The organism is Sphingobium sp. DN12, assembly GCF_051058005.1.
GTDB classification, from domain to species: domain Bacteria; phylum Pseudomonadota; class Alphaproteobacteria; order Sphingomonadales; family Sphingomonadaceae; genus Sphingobium; species Sphingobium yanoikuyae.
In genome coordinates, this window is sequence record NZ_CP173717.1 from 431636 (window position 1) to 452807 (window position 21172).

The following is a 21172-nucleotide window of genomic DNA, read 5'->3' on the forward strand; positions in this document are numbered from 1 at the left end:
TACATGCATGACAAATTATTCGAACCCAAATCTTACGCAGAGAGAAATCGTCGAAACCAGCCTGCTCGCAATTGAAGCCATGCAGGCCAAGGTGGCCGAAACCGCTGATGCGGCCAACGCTCACACCGCTGATGCACTGGACTATGTGACCGCGCAGATCATCGCCCAGCATGTTTCGATCCTGACCGGCAGCAACATCCAGCTTGAGCAAGAAAGGGCGCGGCTGTTCGGTATCATCGCTGCTTGGGACGCTGACTGACTTGCGCCTCCGATGCAGGTCCGTTTGAATGGCGGGCGAACATCGGAGGATCAGCCATGGATGATTTTCGCCAGCAGGTAGTTGATGCAGCGGTTCGCGAACTGCGCCACCAATTGGGCGATGACTCGGTCGACCAGCATGGCACGCGTGTGCAGGTGGACGGCAGCTTCAAGATGGCAAGGGTGGCCGAATATATACTGCGCACCGCGCTCGATAGTCGTGATGAGCGGATCATTGAGGAAGTGGCAAAGGGCATTGCGCGTGACGGGAGGGACTGGGAAGAATCCCGGGATCAGGCGATCGATGCCATTACTTCGATGTATGGAATCATGACTGCCTTGATCGACCCGTCGACTTGATAACTAATCCGTTGCATCGGTTCGAAGCAAGTCGGCCTGCCGCCTAAAATAAGCTGCGCGACTCCTGTGTGCATCAATCAGCATCATGTCATCACCGCGTTTCTGGGCTTCATCGGCAGCCGTTTCTTCGTCCACTGCGAGGCGGAGCATACGTGCATATTCCGATTTCCTAGAAGGCATTGCGACCCACCCTTTTCTCATTGGATAGGTGATCCCGGCGTCACCAAAATTCGGGGGGGAATAAGGAGTGCGCGCCGGGATCACCATCAGCGTAGCCGGATGGGTCCGCCGGTCAACCTAACTCAGTTCGTCTTGCCCTACCTTTCGGGCGGATCGGCATAAATACCAGCATGACTACCAAGCCAATCAATTGGGCCAAGGCTGCCCTTCATGCTCTCACCGAGATTGCCGTGCGCGTCTGGCCGCTCGTCAATCGCCGGAACCTATCCGTCATGTTGGGTATTGCTTCGCTCTTCGGGCTGGTCGCGCCGGACCGTGCAACGGAAATCAGAAATGTCATCCTTGCACCCATGGGTATTGAGCAAAGCGCAGGCGACCTGCTGTGATGTTTAGCCACGGGAAGACGGTTGTCGATCACGTTGCGGGCGCTGGACCGATATTGATGTCGTTCGCGTCTTGGGCTGGTGCGATCACGCCAATTTTGACCGCAATCAGCGCCGTGATGGCGATCACGTGGTTCGGCCTCCGATTCTATCATTATGCGCGGCATGGTCGCGATATTCCGAAATAAACATTTTCGATGTGACAATAACCGCTTAAGCATGTTTGCACATTAGAAGGTATGGGGGCAGTGATGAATGACGTTTGCCTGAATTGTAACGCGACGATTACGCCGGGTTCCACTTTCAAGCTTCCAAATCCCCGCAAGTCACCTGAAACGGTCGCCTATGTAAATTTTATTCACGAAGCCAATTATCCCGATCTCTGCGAAAAGTGCGGTCCCGGCCTGATCCAAGACGCTTACATCATTATCGACCGCAAAATTTCTGAGCAGCTTGAGATGATCCAAGCGCTGATCGTCGATTATCCCATGTTCACGATGTCATGGCTTCCGGCATCGATTGACGTCCGTTTCAAGGGGATGATCACCGCAAATGTGACCGTCGGAACGGGATTTTTCAGCGAATTCAGTCAGGGATTCTCTGATTTCACTGGGGCGGTGAACGTCAAGTCGGGCATGAGCCACAAGGTCAACAAGGGAGAGGCCGCAGCCCGCTCCATCCTTGTTGAAAAGGCAATGGCTTTGGGGGCAAATTGCATCATCGGCGTCGATATCGATTACGGAACGACGGCGAACAACGCTGCGACCATAAACATGCAGGGCACCGCTGCGCTGGTCTCAAACCTTGAAGCCCTTGTGCATATCGACGAACTCGCGAAAGCGCACGAACTTCAGCAAGCTTACGATCGCGTGGCGGAATTGAGGCGTTGGAGCGCTGGTCAAATATTGGCCACTTTTGCTGCCTGATCATCGGCTAGGCGGAACGTCTCGGTAATATGGTCAGTCTCCGTTCTTCCTAGCCAATAATCCCGCTCGCCCTCGATGCGAGCCAGTTCGGCCCGATCGTTCGTCAGGCTTGCCTGATCCTCAAGGCCGCGCAGTGCGAACCAAAGAACTTTGTTGAACGATGACGTAAAGGTGGGCTGGTCCAGATGCTCTGCCTGCCCATCGGTCGTTTGCCACCATGCGGCGGGGAAGGGGCTGCGCGGAAGCGTCAGACCCAGTTCGGCCAGATCGGCAGGGGAAAGGTCGCTGCGATCGTTGAGGTCGTGGTCGGAGGCGTCGACGGTGGACCAGTCGCAGCCTGTGCCAGCAAGCATGTGAAGGGGATCGTGGGTGTTCATGATCTACTTATCTGGATCGATTAAAACCTATCCAATCAGCCTGAGAATCTGATGCTCACCGGGGGCGTATGATACGCTCCACATAATACGCGTAGCATACGCGTGGCATACGCTGTTGCGTGATTGGGCTTAACAACATAAGACAACATGTAACAAGGAATGGCGGAAATCCGCGGTTTTTTGGAGACAGCGTTACAGCATGCGACGTCTGGTAACAGACTAGCTCAGATTCCTAATCTGAGGGCCATGGGTTCGAATCCCGTCGGGTGCACCATTTTCCTTAAATCATAATGACTTACGCGCTCATCGGTGGGGCGCGAGCGTGACATTTTGTTGCGCGTCATGCTGTTGCACGACGGTCACATGTTTCACGAAAATTTCAATGTGTGACAAGGATATTACAATATCGCTTGTCTTGCGTCCCAGTTGGGGCACCCTGTGCGCAGCGGCGCGGGAGAGGGCCCGCGTCCTTCTGAACAGGGACTGAAGCTTCGTGAAAAAATATAGCTTTCTGACATTTACTGCCCTGGCGGGCAGTTTCGCCTTTGCAACGGGAGCCATGGCGCAAGGGAGCAGCGCCACGCCGCAGACGACCGAAGCCGATCGCAATCCGGAAGCGACCGGGGAGGTCGCGTCGTCGATCGTCGTGACCGGTTCGCGCATTCGTCGTCCGAATCTGGAAGCCAATGCGCCGATCACCACCATTTCGGGCGAGCAGTTCTTCGAGACGGGGCAGCTGTCGGTCGGTGATACGCTGAACGAGCTGCCGCAGCTGCGCAGCACCTTCAGCCAGCAGAACTCGACCCGCTTCCTGGGCACGCGCGGCCTCAACCTGCTCGACCTTTACGGCTTGGGCACGCAGCGCACGCTGGTGCTGGTCAATGGTCGCCGCCATGTCGGTTCCGACGTCCTGTCGAACGGCGTGTCGCCCGACACCAACACCTTCCCGACCGACCTGATCGAGCGCGTCGACGTGATGACCGGCGGTGCATCGTCGGTCTATGGTTCGGACGCGATCGCCGGTGTGGTCAACTTCGTGCTGAAGCAGGACTATGAAGGCGTCCAGGTGCGCGGCCAGAATGGCGCGAGCAAATATGGCGACGCCGGCAACCGCTATGCTTCGATCCTGGCGGGCAAGAATTTCGCCGATGGCCGCGGCAATATCGCGATCAACGTCGAATATGCCCAGTCGGACGATTTCTACGGTTCCAACCGTCCGACCATGCGCCAGAATGATGCGTTCATCGTCGTCGACACCGACCCGGCCGGCACCGCCAACGGTTCGGACGGCGTGTTCGACCGCCAGTTCTTCCGCGACGTGCGTTCGGCCACCATCTCGCTGGGCGGCCAGACCGGCATCTTCCAGAGCGCCGGCAACGCGGCCTGCGGTCGTGATGCGGTAGGCGCGGCCTTTGTCTGCAACATGCTGTTCCAGCCCGACGGCACGCTGGTGCCGCAGACCGGTGAACGCATCGGCCTGGGCCCCAACGGCAATTATGTCGGCGGCAACGGCACGAACAGCCGTGAAGGCAAGCTGCTGGCGCTGAGCCCCAATCTGGAACGCATTTCGGTCAACCTGATGGGCCATTATGAGTTCAGCCCGTCCTTCGTGCCCTTCTGGGAAGCGAAATATGTCCGGGCCGACGCCTATGGCTCGCAGAGCGGTCCCTTCTTCTCGCAGGGCACGACGCTGGGCGATCCGGGCGGCCGCGAACGCATCCGTCTCGACAACCCGTTCCTGTCGGACCAGGCCCGCACGCTCCTGACCCAGCAATTGCTGGCGACGACCGTCAACGCCAATACCGGCGCAGCCCTGACGGCGGCGCAGCTCGACGCGCAGCGCGCCGCGATCAACGCCGGCACGTTCCGGTTCAACCTGCGTCGCAACTGGGTCGACTTCGGCATTCGTGACGAAGCCATCCGTCGTGAAACCTATCGCGCTGTCGTCGGTGTCCGCGGCGACTTCAACGACGACTGGAACTACGAACTGTCCGTCAACTATGGCGAGCATCGCGAGAAGAATGTCGTCAAGGGCAATGTCAACGTCCAGCGCTACCTGCTGGGTATCGACACCACCCGCGACGCCGCCGGCAACATCGTCTGCCGTTCGAAGCTGAATCCGGCCGGCACGGTCGACTATGGTGCGGATGCGGCCATCCTGGCCGCCGACATTGCGGCATGCGTTCCGATCAATCCCTTCGGCCAGGGCTCGGTCTCGCAGGCTGCGCGCAACTATGTGCTGATGGACACGGTCGCGACCGGCAAGATCAAGCAGTTCGTGGCGTCCGGCTTCGTGGCGGGCGACACCAGCGCCTGGTTCGAACTGCCCGGCGGCCCGGTCGGCTTCTCGGTCGGTGGCGAATATCGCCGCGAGAAGGTCTATTATGACCTGGATGAGCTGACCCAGCAGGGCTACGCCTTCTACAACGCGATCCCGACCTTCCGCGCCCCGGCGTTCGAAGTGAAGGAGCTGTACGGCGAAATCAGCGTGCCGATCCTGAAGGACGTTCCCTTCTTCAAGGAACTGACCGCCAATGCCTCGGGCCGCGTGTCCGACTATAAGGGCGCGACCGGCACCGTCTACACCTGGGGCACGGAACTGACCTGGACCCCGGTTCAGGACATCCGCTTCCGCGGCACCTACAACAAGGCGATCCGTGCGCCCAACGTGGTCGATCTCTATTCGGAGCAGAGCCAGAATTTCGCGCCTGCGCCGAACGATCCCTGCTCGCTGCGCAACATCGGCACCGGTTCCTCCTATCGCGAGGCCAATTGCCGTGCGGCCGGCGTGCCGACCAACTATGACTTCGTCTACACCTCGTCGATCGAGCTGATTTCGGGCGGCAACCCCAATCTGCGGGAAGAAACCTCGACCAGCTGGACTGTCGGTGGCGTTCTGCAGCCCCGCTGGATTCCGGGCCTGTCGCTGTCGGTCGACTATTTCAACATCAAGGTGGACGACGTCATCACCGCGCCGTCGGCCCAGCAGATCCTGAACGCCTGCTATGACGCACCCAATCTGGACAATCCGTTCTGCGGCCTGTTCACGCGTAACGGCGCGACCGAAGGTCCGTCGGGTGAAGCGGCCTATCAGGTGCTTCAGGGTTCGTTGCAGCAGACCACGCTCAACTATGCGAAGCTGACCGCCGAAGGCATCAACGCCGAACTCAACTATCGTCATGATTTCAGCTGGGGTTCGGCTGGTTTCAAGACGGTCTACACGCGCATGATCAAGCGGAACGAATATCTCAATCCGGCTGATCCGAGCTTCCGCAACCAGATCCTGGAAGAACTGGGCGATCCCAAGAACCAGGTCAACTTCAACGGCGACGTGAAGTTCGGCAAGCTGACGATCGGCTATCAGATGCGCTGGATCGACAAGATGTACCTCAACACCTATGAGGACTATAACTCGGTCAACGGGCTGCCGCCGCAGAATGCGGACTATGCCTCGCTCAAGAAATATCCCGACGTCTTCTATCACGACGCACGTATGGGCTATGACGTGACCGAAAAGTTCAACATCTATGTCGGTGTCGACAATATCGGTAACCGCGCACCGCCCTTCGGCCTGACCGGCGTGGGTGCGGGGTCGGGTATCTACGACGTCCGCGGCCGCTATGGCTATATCGGCGCCGTCGCCAAGTTCTGATCGCAGCGACATGCTGTAAGCGAGAGGGCCGGATTGACTTCCGGCCCTTTTCGTTTTCTGCTTGGCCATGACTTCCCCCACCGTTTCCCATGCCCGGCAACTGGCCGCATCCGGCCAAGTGGCGCAGGCTGTCGCCCGGCTGGAACAGGCATCGTCGCAGGGCGATGTCGACGCGCTCTTCTGCCTTGCCACCTGGCATCTGGCGGGCCATGGCGTGGCGCGCGATCTGGAACGGGCGAGGGGCCTGCTGCGCCGCGCGGTCGAGATCGGCCATGTCGATGCGGCGCTGATGGAAATCGCGCTGACCGCCAATGGCAGCGGCGGGCCGGTCGACTGGACGGAGGCGCTGGCCCGGTTGAAGATCGCGGCGCAGGGGGATCCGGTCGCGCAGCAGCAGCTAGCGCTGATCGATCGCATGACATTGGCCCCGGACGGTGCGCCTGCGGCCGTGCCCGAGGGCGAAGCGCTGACCGGCGACTGGGATGTCCGGCTGTTCCGCCAGTTCCTGACGGCCGATGAATGCCATCATGTCATCAGCGAAGGCCAGGCGCTGCTGGAACCGGCAATGGTGATCGATCCGCGCAGTGGCCGGCCCATGCCGCATCCGATCCGCACGTCGGATGGCGGGATTTTCGGCCCGGCGCGCGAGGATCTGGTGATCCAGGCGATCAACCGGCGGATTGCGGCGGCAAGCGGGACGATGCTGTCGGGCGGCGAGCCGCTGACATTGCTGCGCTATGCCGTCGGCCAGCAATATCGGCAGCATCATGATTGCCTGCCTCATGTCCGCAACCAGCGGGCATGGACGATGCTGATCTATCTCAACGAAGGCTATGCCGGCGGGGAAACGATCTTCCCGCGGCTGGGCCTGTCGGTGAAGGGGCGGAAGGGCGATGCCCTGCTGTTCCGCAACACCGATGCGCAGGGGCAGGCCGCGGAAGCCGCCGTGCATCTGGGCGCGCCGGTCATGGCGGGACAGAAATGGCTATGCACCCGCTGGATCAGGCATGATCGTCACGATCCCTGGAACCCGTGAGCATGCGAGGCGCAGGCCCGATCCTTGCCGGGCCTGCGCCCGACCGGATATTCTTCGCAGTTCCATTGTCAGTGGAAGCGGATGCCGATGCCGATGCGGCCGACGAAACCGCTATAATCGCGGGTGGGGACGTTGGAATCATTGCTGGCATAGCCGGCCTCGCCGAACAGGTTGATCCGCCGGGTCAGTGCCTGTTCGACGCCGCCGGTCAGGCGCAATTGCGTATCCTCCCGCTTGAAAGGGTAAGCGTTGGAAAAGGCCGCCTTGTAGTTGCGATGAACCAGATAGAGCCGGCCATAGACTTCCAGTCCCTCGCGCAGCGGCGTGCGGGCGATCAGCATGGTGCCATAGCCATTATAGCTGAAGCGGTTGGCCTGGGCATTGGCGTGCAGGCCCAATAGCGACCCCATGATGCGGGTCTGGCCGCCGCCCGGCCGCCAGAGATGGCGCAGTTCGCCCAGCCACTCGCTCTGGTCATAGCCCTGGAAGCGCTGTTCGCTCTGGTTGCGATAGCCGTAACGCAGGCGCACCGTGCTGGTGTGGGCAGGATTGTGGCGGTGGATGAGCTGCACATCCATGCGCGCGCGATCGAACACCCGGCCATCATCGCCCAGCACATATTCATAGCTGGGCTGGAAGCGCAGCCTGGTGCGCCCCCTGGCTGCCAGTGGCCAGTCGATCTGCGCGCCGACGGTCAGCGGATAGCGATTATAATCGGCTTCGGAGGGATAGATGTGGGCGCCCGCGGACGCGCGCAGGATCGCCGGGCCGGCATCATAGGCCAGGCCCACTTCGCCGGTGAACAGCGACTTGATCCGATCCTGATCGGGACTGTTGTCGATCACGTCGGGTGGCACCACGTCGAGCCCGTAGGAGAGTTCACCCTCGACGGACAGGTCGCCCGACTTGGCCCAGCCGGCCTGGGGCATGGCGGCGAGGCCCAGCAGGGCGGCGGGAATGACGATCTGTTTCATGAGACCTCCGGCGATGAAGGGGGGGATGGCGGGGGAAGCGGATCGGGCGGCGGGCTTTGCGGCCAGGGGTCGCGCCCGATCTGGATGCGCGTGGACATCGACGTGATCGGGATGGTGAGCGCGGATTCGAGCGTGTACCAGGCGCGCAGCGCGCGGAAGAAGATATAGGGGGGCAGCGCCAGCAGGGCGCGGGGTCGATTATTCGCCAGGATCGCGATCGCCGCGGCAACCATGGGTGATCCGACCAGCACGGCAACGATCGCCTGCCAATGGGGCAAAGCGATCGATCTCGACGTGATGAGCAGTTCAAGCAGGCCGAAGATGACGAGCGGGATCATCATCGCCCTGCGCGCGGTGTTCATCAGCATATAGGGCAGGACCAGCTTGCCGCGGATGCTGAAGTCCGGGGCGCTGATGAGCGAATGGGCGCGCGCGCTGACATGATAGACCGACCGGAACCAGCGCAGCCGCTGTTCGCGCAGATGGGCGAAGCTGGTCGGCACTTCGGACACATAGCTGACCCGATGATCGACCAGCGTGCGATAGCCCAGTTCGGCGATGCGCAGCGAGATGTCGGTATCCTCGCCATTCATGCCGGAGGCGAACTGGCCGACCCGGCGCAGCGCGTCCGCCCGATAGATGACGAACATGCCGGGAATGCCGACCAGCCCGGCCATGACGCTGAGCGCGGGCGAATAATAGCCATGCTTGACGATCACCTCGACCAGGCGCCCGGCATCGAAGATCGCGCCGCCTGGCGGCAAGGGTACGCCGCCGACCGCGCCGGCATCGGGATCGGCAAAATTCTGCATTGCCAGCGTCAGATTATCCTCGCCCACCAGCGTGTCGGCGTCGATCCGCACGATGAACGGATGGCGCGCATGCAGCACGCCTTCGTTCAGGGCATGGGCCTTGCCGGGCGTCGCGACATGCACGACCCGCCCCTTGAGCGCGGAGCAGGCATCGATCACGGCGCGGGCGATGTCCGCCGTGCCATCGACCGAGCCATTGTCCATCACGATCAGTTCGACCTCCGCACCATAATGGGCGGCGGCGCGGTCGATATGCTGGATCGTCTGGCCGATCACATATTGTTCGTTGAAGGCGGGCACGATGACGCTGACCGGGGCGGCGAAGTCGGGGCGCGACAGGCGATAGCGTTCCGCGACGGCAACGATATAGAGCTGGGCAAAGGTCAGCAGCACGAACAGGATGACGCCAGGGCCGATGCCGCCGAGCAGGCTGATGTCGCGCATCTCCTCGAACAGCAGGAGCGGTTGCTGTGCCGCCCAGATGGCGATGATCGCCGCGATCGTACCGGCAATGGCGAGGCGGTAGAGGGCGCGCCCCTTGGGCTGGGGGCCGCGCAGCACCGGTACCGGGGCGGGCATGGTACCGCGCCGGATGATGACGAAGGCGAAGACCGCCATGCCCATGAGCCCGGCCATGACCTGGATCGCGGCCAGCGAAAAGGGGGTGCCGACATAGGCGAACAGCGCCACGCTGCCCAGGTCAAGGATGGTGCAGAGCGCCATGTAGCGCAGGCACAGGTCGAGGCAGAGCAGGATGCGCGCCCGCACCGATCCCGCTGCATAGAGCGAGAAGGCGATGAAATAGGAATAGATGAAGGTCCGGATCGAGATCGCGCTGAAGCCCAGATAGGGGCCGAACACATAATCATGGGTGCGGAAGAAGCGGTCGAGAAAACCCAGTTCGAACAGCCATAGCTGGAACAGGGCGATGGTCGTGAAGGTCAGCAGCAGAGCGGGCGCGCGCAACATCGATACCGGGCGGGCCAGCCCGCCGGCGAAACTGTCCGTCGACTGGAAATTGGCTTGGGTCCGGTCATAATCCGGGGGCGGCGGCATCAGGGGGCAGGGGCTGTTGCGCGCAGCGGGGTGGTCGCCGGCGTGGCGGGCGGCGGGACGGGAACCGGGCGATGGACCGTCACCAGCAGGGCCACGGCCGCCCTGGCCGCCGATGCACCACGCGCGAAGGGTTCCACCATGACGCCTTCGCGCCGGTCATCGGGGAAGTGGACCAGCCATTGCCGTCCGGCGGGGCGGACCCGAGCCAGCGCGCCGGCAATGTCGCCAGTCAGCACCTCGATCGTGGTGCCCGGCCTTTGGGTGCCGAAGGCGAGGGCGCTGGGCCGCATCTGACCCAGCAACTGGGCTGTGGCCTGTCCCTGCGGTGCGGTCAGTGCGCCGGCCTTCAAGGCGACCGGGCGATTGGCTGTAAGCAGGCCCCGCAACTGGACGATCGCCGGCACAAGCCGTTCGCCGCCGCCCCGCAAGATGGTTTCCGGCAGCATTTCCGCGGCGATCAGACGGCGCGCGCCGCACCGCATTTCTTCCCGCTCATGCGCGGTCAGGGTGATTTCCAACTGGTTGCGATCCAGATGATCGGCGGTCGGCAGCGCGATCGAATGGCTGAAGCGCTGATCCTCGTCGGTCAGGGTGCGGGTGAAAAGCAGATGATCGTTGAGCGTCACGAACAGCGCGGTGCGGGTTTCGGCGATCGGCCCGAGCAGCAGGCGCAGGTCGAGCGCGGACGGCAGTTCGTCATTGGGCAATTGCCCGACATCATAGCGATAGCGCCAGGTGGTTTCCCGATCAAAACGGCGAGCGCCGCCATTCTCGATCGCGCTGACCAGGCTGACCGGATAGCGCAGCGCCTGAGTCCGGTCGGGACGGATGGCTGCGCCCTTGTCGATGTCGGTCAGCGCCTGGGCGGCATAGCCACTTTCGCCGAAATAGATGCCATAGCCTTTCTCGCTCAGCCGCGCGGCGGCGAGCAGGGTGGCGAGATCCGCCACCTTGTCATCCTCGTCCCATTTGACCGGGATCAGGTCGCCCCACAAGGCGAGCCGGTCGCGGGTCGTGGACGGCGCCTTGTCCAGTTTGAGGTGCAGGCCGCTTTCCGGCAGGATCGTGACGACGGCCGCCAGCGCTTCATTGGGCGTGCATTCGGCCATCGGGCCACGCCCGACCAGCGCCAGTTTGACCTCCAACTGGCCCGAGGCCAGTTCGGCGGGGGTCAGTTCGATCTTGGCACGCCGTTTGAAGCGCCCCTGGTTCAGCACGACGTCGGCGCGCTTGACCCCGTTGATGCTGATCCGCAGCGCACCCTCGGCATCGGGCACGGCGTCGGTCGCGAAGGCGATATTATAGGTGCCGCTGAGCGGCCGGCTATCGGTCGGCAGGCGGAAGAGCTTGCTGGCATAGGCCGGAAAACCGGACAGGATCAGGGGATTGTCCGGGTGCGACTGCGCCACGAACACGTCGCGTCCATCGACATCGATGAAGGGGATGGAGCCGCGTTGGTAATCCTCGAAGAGGGGGTCGCCCATTCGGACGTTGCGGCCCATGATCGTGTCGAACAGGCCGCTCTAGCCGATCGCGATCAGCAGGCCGATGAACAACAGCGCCTGAAGGCAGATGACCCATAGTCTCATCGGCCCGCTCCCGCCACGCCGGGCAGGACAGGGCGGATCGTCTCGATCGGCCCCGCCTGGTCGAGCGCCGCCTGCTGCTCCCGCGTCCAGGCCGTGCGCGCCGGGATGTGGCGCTGGTCGACGCGGTCGGCATAACGGGCGGAAATTTCCAGCGTCTCGGCCAGCAGGCCGTCGGTCAGCAGGATCGGGTCGAGGCCCAGCGCGCGGAAGGTGGCGTTGCTGACGTCGAGGTCATTTTCTGCCGCTTCCTTGCGGGGGTTGGGCAGATATTCGATCGCCGCCCCGGTCAGGTCGGATACCAGCCGGGCAAGGTCGCGCACGCGCAGGCTTTCGGCGATCTGGTTGATGATCTTGACCCGGTCGCCGCGCTCCGGCGGATGGGCGACGGCGAGCGCGATGCAGCGCACGGTATCCTGGATATTGAGGAAGGCACGGGTCTGGCCGCCGGTGCCATGAACGGTCAGCGGATGGCCAAGCGCCGCCTGCACCAGGAAGCGGTTGAGCACGGTGCCATATTCGCCCTCATAATCGAACCGGTTGACGAGCGCGGGGTGGCGCCGCGTCTCTGCCGTCTGGGTGCCCCAGACGATGCCCTGGTGCAGGTCGGTGATGCGCAGCCGGTCATTCTGGGCATAGAATTGGAACAGCAGCTGATCGATCGACTTGGTCATGTGATAGACGCTGCCCGGCCGGGTCGGATACAGGATTTCCCAGTCATGCGGGGCACCGGCATCGTCGTGGATCTGGACGGTCAGATAGCCTTCGGGGATTTCGAAGCCGGCGCCGCCATAGCCATAGACGCCCATGGTGCCGAGATGGACGAGATGCGCGTCGAGGTCGCAGGCGACCAGCGCGGTCAGGACATTGTGGGTGCCGCCGACATTGTTGTTGACGGTATAGCGCTTCTCGGTCGGTCCGCGCATCGAATAGGGGGCGGCGCGCTGTTCGGCGAAATGGACGATCACTTCGGGGCGCTCCTCCGCCAGCAGGGCAAGGAGGCGGGCATAATCCTGGGCGACGTCGAGATAATGGAAGCGGATGGTCCGCCCGCTTACCTGGTGCCAGGCATCCAGCCGCTGGTCGACCATGGCGATCGGCGTCAGGCTGTGGACGCCCAGTTCCGCGTCGATCCGGCGACGCGAAAGATTGTCGATGATGACGACCTCATGGCCCAGTTCGGACAGATGCAACGCTGTCGGCCAGCCGCAAAAGCCGTCGCCGCCGAGCACGAAAATCTTTTTCGCCACACGATCTCCTGTCCCTGGCACGCGCCGCACCGGAAATGTGCGCGGCGGCCGGCAATCGAGAAGAAGGGAGGTCGGATGATCCCGCTTAGTCGGCCGAAGAGCTATCGGGGTAAATACCGAGTGCCGGGAAAAACGGCAGCAGATCAATGCAATGCAAGGATATGAGGGGCGCTAGGCCCATTCGTGGAAAGGGCGGATCTCGATCTCGCTGGGGCCGGGCATGGGATTGGGGCAGCGTTTCACCCAGGCGACGGCTTCGTCCATATCGGCTACCTCCCACAGCCAGAAGCCCGCGACCAGTTCGCCGACCTGGGGAAAGGGGCCGTCGATGACGCGGCGATCGGCGCCGTCGAAGGCGATACGCTTGCCATGAGAGGAGGGGAGCAGGCCGTCGGCCATGCGCAATATGCCGGCCGCTTCCAGTTCGTCGTTGAAGCGGCCCATCGCCGCCATCATCTCCAGGTCGGGCGGGCCGCCTGCCTCGCTGTCCTGCGTTGCCTTCACCAGCACCATCACGCGCATCGATCGCCTCCCTGTCCGGACCGCAGGAGGATAAGCGAAAATGGCCGATTGCGGTAGGCGCAGCGACATTATCGGCCGGCTCACGGCGAAGCTTCAGGCGTGTGGCAAGAGAATTGCCGGCTTTCAAGCAGTTGCCGCACCTGCATGCGACGAAGCGAAGCTGCACTTTCGCGGCTGGAAGGGGGATCTTAACCTTTTGGAAAGGCACGAGCTGCGAAATGAAAGCGGGGACTACGGGGCCGTATAAATGCTGAAAAAAATCCGCACCCAGGACGTGAAACTGGGGATGTTCTTGCACAAGCTGGACGGGTCGTGGTTTTCCCACCCCTTCTGGAAGCGCAAGATGCTGCTCGACGATCCCGAGCAACTGGCGGACCTGCATGCCAGCAAGGTCGAGTGGGTGACGATCGACGTATCGCGCGGCGCGGACGTGGCCCCGGCCCAACCGGCGCCATCCCGCGTGGTGTCGATGGCCGAGCCGCGCGAACGGGTGTTCGGGCGTGCCGGGCCGACGATCGTGCGCCGCGCCGCGCCCCAGCCGGTCGATCGCCCCTTCGATCCGCTGTCCAAGGACAAGCTGCCGATCCGCGCCGAGATGGTCCATGCCCAGCGGCTGGCGCGCAAATCGGGTCGTACCATGCGCAAGCTCTATGAGGATGTGCGGCTGGGCAAGGCGGTCAAGGCGGCCAAGCTGGAAACCATGGTCGACGAGATTTCGAGTTCGGTGCAGCGCAACCCGCACGCCTTCATGGCGATCACGCGGATGAAGAATAGTGGCGAATATCTGTATCAGCATGCGCTGTCGGTCTGCGCGCTGATGATCGGCCTTGCCCAGCAGATGCACCTTTCGCCCGACGATATCCGCAAGGCCGGCCTGGCCGGCCTGCTGATGGACATGGGCATGGCTCATGTGCCGCAGGAAGTGTGGGACAAGGATGCGCCGCTGACGCCGGAGGAGTGGGACGTGGTCAAGAGCCACACCACGCTGGCGCACGAGTTCCTGACCCTGGGCGGGGAAATGCCGGCGGAAGTGCTGGACGTGTGCCTCAACCATCATGAGCGGCTGGACGGCAGCGGCTATCCCAATGGCCTGGCCGGCGAGCAGATCGGGATGTTCGCGCGCATGGCCGCGATCTGCGACAGCTATGACGCCATGACGTCCAATCGCTTGCACCGCAGTGGCGAAGATCCGTCGCGCGCCTTGCTGAAGATCGACGAGGATGGCGGCGCGCTGTTCGACGCGGAAATCTTCCAGGCGTTCCAGCGCGCGGTCGGCATCTATCCGATCGGGTCGCTGGTGCGGCTGCGATCGCATCGGTTGGCGATCGTGGTCGAGCAGAATCCCGATGACCTGACCCTGCCCAAGGTCCGCCCCTTCTATTCGCTCTCCGACCGGGCGTTCGAGAAGAGCGAGGATATTGACCTGGGCAATTGCTTCGGCGCGGACCAGATCATCACCCGCGAGACGCCCGAAGGATGGGATATGAGCGAATGGCCGGCGATGAGCGCCAAGCTGCTGGCAGTCGCAAGCTGAAACAGGGCAGGCGGCCGGTCAGATCCGCGTCGCCTGCAACTCTTCCGTCCATTGGAGCAGGCGCTCCTTCAACCGGCGGTCGCGGCCGGCGCCGAGATCATCCGCCTTCAGCCGTTCGAGAATCTCGAAACCGAAGGCATTTTCGCCATGAGCATTCCAGGCATCCTGCCGGCCAGGGTGGGAACGCTGGTCTGCCCCGGTCTTCCTTGGCGGATCAGGGGTTCTGCCTAAGGGAAAACCCGTATGACGCATTATTGGAACAGCCTGTCGGAGGCTTAACCAAATCCCGCAACCGGGTGAAGACATTGTCTAACTAGGCTAGCTAAGGGCCCGCCTCCTTTTGGGTCTGACAGGGTAGGCAATTCATGAAGAAGATGGGGGGCGGCGTTGCCGCCGCTGTGGTTGCGCTTGCCGCGACGGGTGTTATTGCGGCCGTTACACTATCGGGGGGAGAGGCGGATGCGCCGGACGCACGGGTGATCACCATCCCGTCATCGTCCAGTTCTGCGTCGGTCGCCAGCACTGGCGCCAGCGCGATGGTGCCGACCACGACAGCGGCGCAGGCCTATGCTGCGGCGGCTGCGGCCGCCGTGCCGGCGGCTACGGCGACCAGCACGGCCAAGGTTCTGCCGGGCATCAATATTTCCGGCGGCGAATTTGGCGGCACCGGTGGCAAGCTGGGCAGCAACTATATCTATCCCAGCACGGCGGAAATGCGCAGCTATGCGGCGCAGGGCTTCAAGCTGCTGCGCGTGCCGTTCCGCTGGGAACGGTTGCAGCCCAATCTCTACGGCCCCTTGTCGGAGGTCGATCGCAAGGCGCTGAAGTCGGTGGTGACCCAGGCCAATGCGCTGGGCCTGACGGTGATCCTGGACATGCATAATTATGGTGCGCGTCAGGTGAAGGGATCGGCGGCGCTGGTCGGCAGCGGCACTCTGGCGACGACGGCGCTGACCAATGCCTGGGTCAAGATCATGGAGGATTATCGATCCAACCCCAAGGTCTGGATCGGCCTGATGAACGAGCCAAACCGGCAGACGGCGGCGCAATGGTGGGCCATTGCCGGGCAGGTGACCAAGGATATCCGCGCCCAGAAGATCAGCAACAAGCTGCTCATCCCCGGCACGGCCTGGACCGGGGCGCATAATTGGGTGAGTTCGGGCAATGCCGCGCAGGCGGTGAAGTTCGTCGATCCCGGCAAGAATTATGCCTTTGAAGTGCATCAATATCTGGATGCCTGGTCGACCGGCACCACCGACAAGTGCGAGGTCAAGGCCGGCCAGCGCGTGAATGCGGCGCTGACCTGGGCCGAGAAGTACAAGGTGAAGCTGTTCTTCGGCGAGATCGCCGCGTCGGGCCAGCCGCAATGCGCGAAGGAATATCCCGATATGCTGCGCCGTCTGAAGACGTCGTCGGCGGTGCTGGGCTGGACCGCCTGGGGCGGCGGCGCCTGGTGGGCCTATGACTATATGTTCCGTCTCCAGTCGCGCACGACCACGCCGACGGCACATATGAAGCTGCTGCTCGCCAACATGCCCTGAGGCTGGGGTTACTCCAGCGCCAGCAGGGCGAAGCTGGCCAGCCAATGTTCCCCCATATAGTCGCCGGCTATATGGGGGAGCGCGGCGTCGAGATGGGCGAGGGCCGCCTGCTCGGCGATCGGCGCGATCGGCGCGTCGGCGCCCAGCGCGGCGGCGATGCCGCGCCAGCACCAGGCGCGGCTGAGGTTGAGGCCGTCGAGATGGGCGATCTTGCCATCGCTGCGGTCCGACACGGTGGCCGGGGTGAACAGGGTGGCCGGCTGGCCGGCCAACAGATCGGGCAGGAAGGCGCCGAACCAGTCGGCAAATTCGCTGCGCGAGAGCAGTCGGCTCATCAGCAGCGCTTCGGTGAGGGCCGAGGAGAGAAACTCGTCGCCACCCGGTTCCCAGGCCTGGCAGGCCCGGTCCTGCCCGAACCAGGCGAGCGCGCGCTCGCGGATCAGCGCCTGGAGCGCGGGATCGCGTCCTTCCGCCCAGACATAAGCATGGATCAGCGCGAAGCTGCTGTTGAAATGGGTGCCGACGCGCAGCGGATAGGTCATTTTTGGCAGGAAGGCATGGAAGCGCGCGGCAAAATCGAGCGCCAGCGGTTCGATCGCGGCGGCCCAGGGGCCGTCCTGCCGGGCGAGTTCGGCATGGAGCGCGAGCAGCCAGGCCCAGCCATAGGGGCGTTCGAACCCGCCGGCGGTCGGGCGGGTGAGGAAGGCGCGTTCGCCCGCGACCTTATCCGGCACCAGCATCATGTCGGCGCGGGCGCGGATGGCGTCGGCCTGGGCCATGTCGGGATAGAGGCGGCGCAGGCGCATCACCTGCCACCAGCCATGGACGCAGCTATGCCAGTCATAGCTGCCATGGAAGATCGGATGATGCTCCGCCGGGATGCGCGCATCCTCCGGTCCCTGATAGGTCAGGTCCATCTTGTAGGGATATTGCCGCCCCAGATGGGACAGGGTGAGCGCGGCGAAACGGTCGGCAATGTCTTGGGAAAGTCGGGTCATCGGAAGGCCAGCCAATAGATCAGGAGGATGTTGACGCAGAGCAGGGGGAGGGCGGTGCCGACCTGGCGGCGGATCACGCCATATTCATCCTTGAGCTGCAGCAGCGCGGCGGGGAGGAGGTTGAAATTGGCGGCCATCGGCGTCAGCAACGTGCCGCAGAAGCCCGCCAGCATGCCGATCGCGCAGATGATCGCCGGATCGCCATGATATTGGTGGATCAGCAGCGGGATGCCGATCGCTGCGGTCATCACCGGGAAGGCGGCAAAGGCATTGCCCATGACGATGGTGAAGAGCGCCATGCCCAGGCCATAGGCGATCACCGCGCCGAGCAGGCTGCCATCGGGAATGGCGAGGCGGACGATGCCGCCGACGACATCGCCAACGCCGGCAAGCGCGAACACCGCGCCGAGGCTGGCGAGCATCTGCGGCAATATGCCCACCCAGCCGATCGAGTCCATCAATTGCCGCCCCTGTTGCAGGGCGACGATCGGCCGGGCGCGCAGCCAGGTGCAGCCGATGCCGAGCGCGATCAGGACGCCCAGCGCCAGCGAGATAAGGGTGGTCTGCTTGGGATCGATCCAGGCAGGGAATGCCTTGAACAGGAAGGTGCCGGCCAGCGCGGTGACGGGGATGACCAGGGCGATGGCGAACAGGCCATTGCCATGGCGGTCGGCCCGCGCCTGCCGCTCTTCCAGCGGCACGCCGCCGCTGCCGCGCCCCAGCCCCTTGAAGCCGGCGATGGCGACGAGGCCGAGGACCAGGACGCCATTGCCGATGTCGCCGATCCGGTCGCCCGCCCACATGCTGAGCGCGAGCAGTGCCCAGAAGGCGGCGGTGGTGAAGCGGCGCGGATTGCTGCGGTCGGCGGCGCCGAGCAGAGCATAGCCGGCGAACACCGCGCCCATCAGCGCATAGACCCAGTGGAGGGTAATCATGCGGCGTGCTCCGCTTCCTTGGCACCCTGCGCGTTCAGCCGGCGGTCGAGCCGCCACAGGCGAAAGCCGTGAATCAGCAGTGCGGCGATCGCGGTCGGGATTGCCCAGACCGAGAGCTGGAGCGGTTCGAGCAAGATGCCATATTGCTCCAGCAGCCCCTTGATCAGCAGGATCGACCCGATGGCGAGGAAGATGTCCTCGCCAAAGAAGACGCCGACATTGTCGGTCGCGGCGGCCCAGGCCTTGATCTCGTCGCGCTGCTCTTCATCGAGCGTGCCGGCCTGTTTTTCGGCGGCGGCTTCGGCGATCGGCGCGACCAGCGGGCGCACGGTCTGGGCATGGCCCGCGACCGAGATCAGGCCCATGGCCGCCGAAATCTGGCGGGCGACAAGATAGAAGAGAAGGAAACGGCCGGTGGTGGCGCCGCGCATCCGGTCGATGAGGCCGCGTGCCCGTTCCTGAAGCCCATGCGCTTCGAGCAGGCCGATCACCGGCAGTACCACCCAGACGACCGAGACATAGCGCGAGTCGTTGAACGCCTTGCCAAAGGCGGCGAGGATGGTGAGCGGATCAAGCCCGGCGGCAAGGCCGGTGGCGATGGCCGAGGCCAGGATCACCAGCAGCGGATTGAAGCGCAGCACGAAGCCCGCGACGATCAGGGCGATGCCCAGCAACACCCACATTAGTCGTTCGCGTCCCGCAGTCGTCCGTCCGTCATCGCCATGGGGTAGCGGCAATGCAGGCCGCTGGCCATAGGCGGTTGAAATCCGGTGCGATGGTCGCACCGGTCGCACCGGACCGTCGGTTCGCATCTTTTCCGAAAATCCTGATGGCCAATGACATCGGCCTGACATAGTTGGAGGAGACAGGGGCGTATCAGACGTGGACGGCCAGACCCAAAAATGGGGCGGACGTGGAATTATTCGGAGAGAGCCTTTGACCATCATGGCGATCGATTTCGAGGCGTCGTGCCTGCCCCGGCACGGACGATCCTTCCCGATCGAAGTGGGCATAGCGGGCGGCGGCATTGCCCGCAGCTGGATCATTCGACCGCATGCAGCCTGGGCCGGCTGGGACTGGACCGCCGAAGCCGAGGCGCTGCACGGCCTGTCGCGCGCCCGGATCGAGGCGGAGGGCGAGCCGGCGGACCTGGTGCTGGCGCAACTGGCGGCGGCGGTGGCCGGCTGCCGCGTGGTCGCGGACAGTGTGATCGACCAATATTGGCTGCAGACGCTGGCCGATACGCAGGCCGTGGTGGCGCCGTTCGCGATCGATCATGTCTCATTGTTGCTGGATGAATGGGGCGCGGACGAGCCGCGGATCGCGGCCGCCATGGCCCATGCCGATGCGCAGCATGCCGCGCGGCACCGCGCCGTGGCCGATGCGCTGTGGCTTTCCGGGCTGATCGAGGCCCTGTCGGGGGTGGCGCGGCCGCTTCAGGCCAGTCCGGTGATCGCAAGGGTCGCTTGACGGCATGCTGCGGCACAGCAATAATTTGTAACGTTCGGCATATTGGGGAGACATTCTCCCTGCCTAAACCCGTCGGAAGGATCCCGCTTATTGCTGGATATTGTCTGTTTCGAAGGGAAGCCACCCATGTTGCCGATCCTTGCCAGTGTCGCGGCGCTCGCCGCTTCCTCCACCCCGATCCACAGCGCTGAACTGACCCACGGCGCCCAGGCCTATACGGCCAGCTATCACACCGCATCGTCGGTGCGTTTCACCCAGGTCGAGCCGCGCTTCGGCAATCGTAACGCCATCCCGGTCTGCCGCTGGCAGGCCGATGTGCGCGTTGACCGCGCCGTCGCGGCCCAGGGCCAGTCGGTGCCGGCCTTCGGCAAGGCGGTCCATCGCTTCGCCCCGCTGTCGGGCAGCTATGCCGGCACCTGTGCCGCCGCCCGCAGCCAGGTGGATGCCGAAGTCGCCCGCTATGCCAGCGCCCGCAATGCCGAGGCCGTGTCGGTGGCGCAGCAGGACCGCGCCGTGCTGGTGAATGAACTGGACAGCGTACGCGCGCTGACCGTGAAGGGCTGATGAGTCCACCGCTGATACTGGTCGCCGAGACGCAGCAGGATTTGCGGCACAAGGTGCGCGAATTCCTGGAGCAGAGCGGGTTTCGCGCTCTGCCTGCGGCCTCGTCGAGCGATATATTCAGTGCCATGGACCGGATGCCGGTCGGCGCGGTCGTGCTGGATGCAGGGCTGCGCGGGCCGGACGGCATGGACCTGTGCCGCGACGTGCGTGAGCGTAGCGACGTGCCGATCATCCTGGTCGGCGCGGACAGCAGCGAGGTCGACCGGGTGGTCGGCCTGGAGCTGGGCGCCGACGATTACATGGCCAAACCCTATTCGACCCGCGAACTGGCGGCGCGGCTGCGCGCCGTGCTGCGGCGCGGGCGGAGCGAGCGGGCGCTGGGCCTGCGACGCCAGACCCAGGCGCGCTTCGACGACTGGGTGGTCGATTTCGCCCGGCGCGAAGTGACCGACCCGGCCGGCGCGCTGGTCGAACTGACGGCAGCGGAATTTTCGCTGCTTGCCGTGTTGCTGGATCATGCCCAGGCGGTGATTGCCCGTGCGCGGCTGATGGAACTGGCGGGCGTGCGCGACGCGCCCTCGTCCGACCGCAGTGTCGACGTGCTGATCAGCCGGCTGCGGCGCAAGCTGTCCCATGAGGGGCGGCCCGCCGCGATCGTGACTGTTCGTGGCGTCGGATACATGTTCAGCGCGGTCGTCGACCGGCGCTGACCTCCCGAAACGGCGCGCCAATCGCGGTTTTCCGCCATTTGGCGCGCC

Annotated in this window: 20 protein-coding genes and 1 tRNA gene; 12 read left to right on the plus strand and 9 right to left on the minus strand. The window is 63.7% G+C overall.

What is annotated here, in order from left to right; translation table 11 throughout:
• Positions 1-7: 7 nt before the first annotated feature.
• The 4 genes from ACI6S0_RS02120 to ACI6S0_RS02135 all read left to right on the plus strand — a co-directional run bounded on the left by ACI6S0_RS02120 (position 8) and on the right by ACI6S0_RS02135 (position 2107).
• A complete protein-coding gene (locus ACI6S0_RS02120) occupies positions 8-259 on the plus strand; it encodes a hypothetical protein (RefSeq protein ID WP_107917569.1) in 252 nt (83 codons plus the stop codon).
• A gap of 56 nt (positions 260-315) precedes the next feature.
• Positions 316-618 carry a hypothetical protein gene (locus ACI6S0_RS02125; protein ID WP_434404782.1) on the plus strand — a complete coding sequence of 101 codons (303 nt, stop codon included), beginning with the start codon at positions 316-318 and terminating at the stop codon, positions 616-618.
• 350 nt (positions 619-968) lie between these two features.
• Complete coding sequence (locus ACI6S0_RS02130) at positions 969-1184, plus strand: hypothetical protein (protein ID WP_048938327.1); 216 nt, start codon at positions 969-971, stop codon at positions 1182-1184.
• 248 nt (positions 1185-1432) lie between these two features.
• Positions 1433-2107 (plus strand): heavy metal-binding domain-containing protein, encoded by a 675-nt coding sequence (locus ACI6S0_RS02135; RefSeq protein WP_434404783.1) that lies wholly within the window; start codon positions 1433-1435, stop codon positions 2105-2107.
• Here the strand turns inward: ACI6S0_RS02135 and ACI6S0_RS02140 are convergent.
• A complete protein-coding gene (locus ACI6S0_RS02140; RefSeq protein ID WP_048938329.1) occupies positions 2080-2484 on the minus strand; it encodes a hypothetical protein in 405 nt (134 codons plus the stop codon). The genes ACI6S0_RS02135 and ACI6S0_RS02140 overlap by 28 nt on opposite strands.
• Positions 2485-2681: 197 nt before the next feature.
• On the opposite strand from ACI6S0_RS02140, the gene ACI6S0_RS02145 reads away from it, so the two are divergent.
• The 3 genes from ACI6S0_RS02145 to ACI6S0_RS02155 all read left to right on the plus strand — a co-directional run bounded on the left by ACI6S0_RS02145 (position 2682) and on the right by ACI6S0_RS02155 (position 7172).
• Positions 2682-2758: transfer RNA gene (locus tag ACI6S0_RS02145), tRNA-Arg, on the plus strand.
• A gap of 285 nt (positions 2759-3043) precedes the next feature.
• Positions 3044-6136 (plus strand): TonB-dependent receptor domain-containing protein, encoded by a 3093-nt coding sequence (locus ACI6S0_RS02150; RefSeq protein WP_017500208.1) that lies wholly within the window; start codon positions 3044-3046, stop codon positions 6134-6136.
• Positions 6137-6203: 67 nt separating this feature from the next.
• A complete protein-coding gene (locus ACI6S0_RS02155) occupies positions 6204-7172 on the plus strand; it encodes a 2OG-Fe(II) oxygenase (RefSeq protein WP_434404784.1) in 969 nt (322 codons plus the stop codon).
• Positions 7173-7240: 68 nt separating this feature from the next.
• Here ACI6S0_RS02155 and ACI6S0_RS02160 read toward each other — a convergent pair whose 3' ends face one another.
• The 5 genes from ACI6S0_RS02160 to ACI6S0_RS02180 all read right to left on the minus strand — a co-directional run bounded on the left by ACI6S0_RS02160 (position 7241) and on the right by ACI6S0_RS02180 (position 13372).
• Positions 7241-8146 carry a hypothetical protein gene (locus ACI6S0_RS02160; protein ID WP_434404785.1) on the minus strand — a complete coding sequence of 302 codons (906 nt, stop codon included), beginning with the start codon at positions 8144-8146 and terminating at the stop codon, positions 7241-7243.
• Entirely contained in the window at positions 8143-10014 is a 1872-nt protein-coding gene (locus tag ACI6S0_RS02165) for a glycosyltransferase (protein ID WP_434404786.1), read from the minus strand. Before ACI6S0_RS02165 ends, ACI6S0_RS02160 begins: the two co-directional genes overlap by 4 nt.
• On the minus strand, positions 10014-11498 hold the full coding sequence (locus ACI6S0_RS02170; protein ID WP_434404787.1) for a cellulose biosynthesis cyclic di-GMP-binding regulatory protein BcsB: 1485 nt from the start codon (positions 11496-11498) through the stop codon (positions 10014-10016). The genes ACI6S0_RS02165 and ACI6S0_RS02170 overlap by 1 nt, the downstream gene beginning before the upstream one ends.
• A 101-nt stretch (positions 11499-11599) precedes the next feature.
• Complete coding sequence (locus ACI6S0_RS02175) at positions 11600-12850, minus strand: NAD-dependent epimerase/dehydratase family protein (RefSeq protein ID WP_434404788.1); 1251 nt, start codon at positions 12848-12850, stop codon at positions 11600-11602.
• A 171-nt stretch (positions 12851-13021) separates the two neighbouring features.
• Positions 13022-13372 carry a YciI family protein gene (locus ACI6S0_RS02180; RefSeq protein WP_434404789.1) on the minus strand — a complete coding sequence of 117 codons (351 nt, stop codon included), beginning with the start codon at positions 13370-13372 and terminating at the stop codon, positions 13022-13024.
• Between the two features lie 247 nt (positions 13373-13619).
• Between ACI6S0_RS02180 and ACI6S0_RS02185 the strand changes: the two genes are divergently transcribed.
• Positions 13620-14906, plus strand: a complete 1287-nt coding sequence (locus ACI6S0_RS02185; protein WP_434404790.1) for an HD-GYP domain-containing protein — start codon at positions 13620-13622, stop codon at positions 14904-14906.
• Positions 14907-15271: 365 nt separating this feature from the next.
• Positions 15272-16447 (plus strand): glycoside hydrolase family 5 protein, encoded by a 1176-nt coding sequence (locus ACI6S0_RS02190; RefSeq protein WP_434404791.1) that lies wholly within the window; start codon positions 15272-15274, stop codon positions 16445-16447.
• Positions 16448-16455: 8 nt separating this feature from the next.
• Here the strand turns inward: ACI6S0_RS02190 and ACI6S0_RS02195 are convergent, their stop codons facing one another.
• Genes ACI6S0_RS02195 through ACI6S0_RS02205 form a run of 3 tightly spaced genes read right to left on the minus strand, consistent with a single transcriptional unit; the run spans position 16456 to position 19063 of the window.
• Complete coding sequence (locus ACI6S0_RS02195) at positions 16456-17445, minus strand: DUF2891 domain-containing protein (RefSeq protein WP_434404792.1); 990 nt, start codon at positions 17443-17445, stop codon at positions 16456-16458.
• Positions 17442-18380, minus strand: a complete 939-nt coding sequence (locus ACI6S0_RS02200) for a DUF979 domain-containing protein (protein ID WP_434404794.1) — start codon at positions 18378-18380, stop codon at positions 17442-17444. Before ACI6S0_RS02200 ends, ACI6S0_RS02195 begins: the two co-directional genes overlap by 4 nt.
• Positions 18377-19063 carry a DUF969 domain-containing protein gene (locus ACI6S0_RS02205; RefSeq protein WP_099233829.1) on the minus strand — a complete coding sequence of 229 codons (687 nt, stop codon included), beginning with the start codon at positions 19061-19063 and terminating at the stop codon, positions 18377-18379. Before ACI6S0_RS02205 ends, ACI6S0_RS02200 begins: the two co-directional genes overlap by 4 nt.
• Positions 19064-19325: 262 nt before the next feature.
• Here ACI6S0_RS02205 and ACI6S0_RS02210 point away from each other — a divergent pair, with 262 nt between their 5' ends.
• The 3 genes from ACI6S0_RS02210 to ACI6S0_RS02220 all read left to right on the plus strand — a co-directional run bounded on the left by ACI6S0_RS02210 (position 19326) and on the right by ACI6S0_RS02220 (position 21124).
• Positions 19326-19850, plus strand: coding sequence for a hypothetical protein (locus tag ACI6S0_RS02210; protein WP_434404795.1), 525 nt, complete (start codon positions 19326-19328; stop codon positions 19848-19850).
• A 126-nt stretch (positions 19851-19976) separates the two neighbouring features.
• Positions 19977-20414, plus strand: coding sequence for a hypothetical protein (locus ACI6S0_RS02215; protein ID WP_004211071.1), 438 nt, complete (start codon positions 19977-19979; stop codon positions 20412-20414).
• Positions 20414-21124, plus strand: coding sequence for a winged helix-turn-helix domain-containing protein (locus ACI6S0_RS02220; protein ID WP_004211073.1), 711 nt, complete (start codon positions 20414-20416; stop codon positions 21122-21124). Before ACI6S0_RS02215 ends, ACI6S0_RS02220 begins: the two co-directional genes overlap by 1 nt.
• Positions 21125-21172: the final 48 nt, after the last annotated feature.

What these genes read in the sequence shown, in the direction of transcription:
- ACI6S0_RS02120 (WP_107917569.1), top strand. Translation starts at nt 8, where the DNA reads ATGACAAATTATTCGAACCCAAATCTTACGCAGAGAGAAATCGTCGAA.
- ACI6S0_RS02195 (WP_434404792.1), bottom strand. Translation starts at nt 17,445, where the DNA reads ATGACCCGACTTTCCCAAGACATTGCCGACCGTTTCGCCGCGCTCACC.
- ACI6S0_RS02220 (WP_004211073.1), top strand. Translation starts at nt 20,414, where the DNA reads ATGAGTCCACCGCTGATACTGGTCGCCGAGACGCAGCAGGATTTGCGG.
- ACI6S0_RS02190 (WP_434404791.1), top strand. Translation starts at nt 15,272, where the DNA reads ATGAAGAAGATGGGGGGCGGCGTTGCCGCCGCTGTGGTTGCGCTTGCC.
- ACI6S0_RS02155 (WP_434404784.1), top strand. Translation starts at nt 6,204, where the DNA reads ATGACTTCCCCCACCGTTTCCCATGCCCGGCAACTGGCCGCATCCGGC.
- ACI6S0_RS02160 (WP_434404785.1), bottom strand. Translation starts at nt 8,146, where the DNA reads ATGAAACAGATCGTCATTCCCGCCGCCCTGCTGGGCCTCGCCGCCATG.
- ACI6S0_RS02210 (WP_434404795.1), top strand. Translation starts at nt 19,326, where the DNA reads ATGGCGATCGATTTCGAGGCGTCGTGCCTGCCCCGGCACGGACGATCC.
- ACI6S0_RS02140 (WP_048938329.1), bottom strand. Translation starts at nt 2,484, where the DNA reads ATGAACACCCACGATCCCCTTCACATGCTTGCTGGCACAGGCTGCGAC.
- ACI6S0_RS02205 (WP_099233829.1), bottom strand. Translation starts at nt 19,063, where the DNA reads ATGTGGGTGTTGCTGGGCATCGCCCTGATCGTCGCGGGCTTCGTGCTG.
- ACI6S0_RS02185 (WP_434404790.1), top strand. Translation starts at nt 13,620, where the DNA reads ATGCTGAAAAAAATCCGCACCCAGGACGTGAAACTGGGGATGTTCTTG.
- ACI6S0_RS02135 (WP_434404783.1), top strand. Translation starts at nt 1,433, where the DNA reads ATGAATGACGTTTGCCTGAATTGTAACGCGACGATTACGCCGGGTTCC.
- ACI6S0_RS02130 (WP_048938327.1), top strand. Translation starts at nt 969, where the DNA reads ATGACTACCAAGCCAATCAATTGGGCCAAGGCTGCCCTTCATGCTCTC.
- ACI6S0_RS02150 (WP_017500208.1), top strand. Translation starts at nt 3,044, where the DNA reads ATGGCGCAAGGGAGCAGCGCCACGCCGCAGACGACCGAAGCCGATCGC.
- ACI6S0_RS02170 (WP_434404787.1), bottom strand. Translation starts at nt 11,498, where the DNA reads ATGGGCGACCCCCTCTTCGAGGATTACCAACGCGGCTCCATCCCCTTC.
- ACI6S0_RS02200 (WP_434404794.1), bottom strand. Translation starts at nt 18,380, where the DNA reads ATGATTACCCTCCACTGGGTCTATGCGCTGATGGGCGCGGTGTTCGCC.
- ACI6S0_RS02215 (WP_004211071.1), top strand. Translation starts at nt 19,977, where the DNA reads ATGTTGCCGATCCTTGCCAGTGTCGCGGCGCTCGCCGCTTCCTCCACC.
- ACI6S0_RS02125 (WP_434404782.1), top strand. Translation starts at nt 316, where the DNA reads ATGGATGATTTTCGCCAGCAGGTAGTTGATGCAGCGGTTCGCGAACTG.
- ACI6S0_RS02165 (WP_434404786.1), bottom strand. Translation starts at nt 10,014, where the DNA reads ATGCCGCCGCCCCCGGATTATGACCGGACCCAAGCCAATTTCCAGTCG.
- ACI6S0_RS02180 (WP_434404789.1), bottom strand. Translation starts at nt 13,372, where the DNA reads ATGCGCGTGATGGTGCTGGTGAAGGCAACGCAGGACAGCGAGGCAGGC.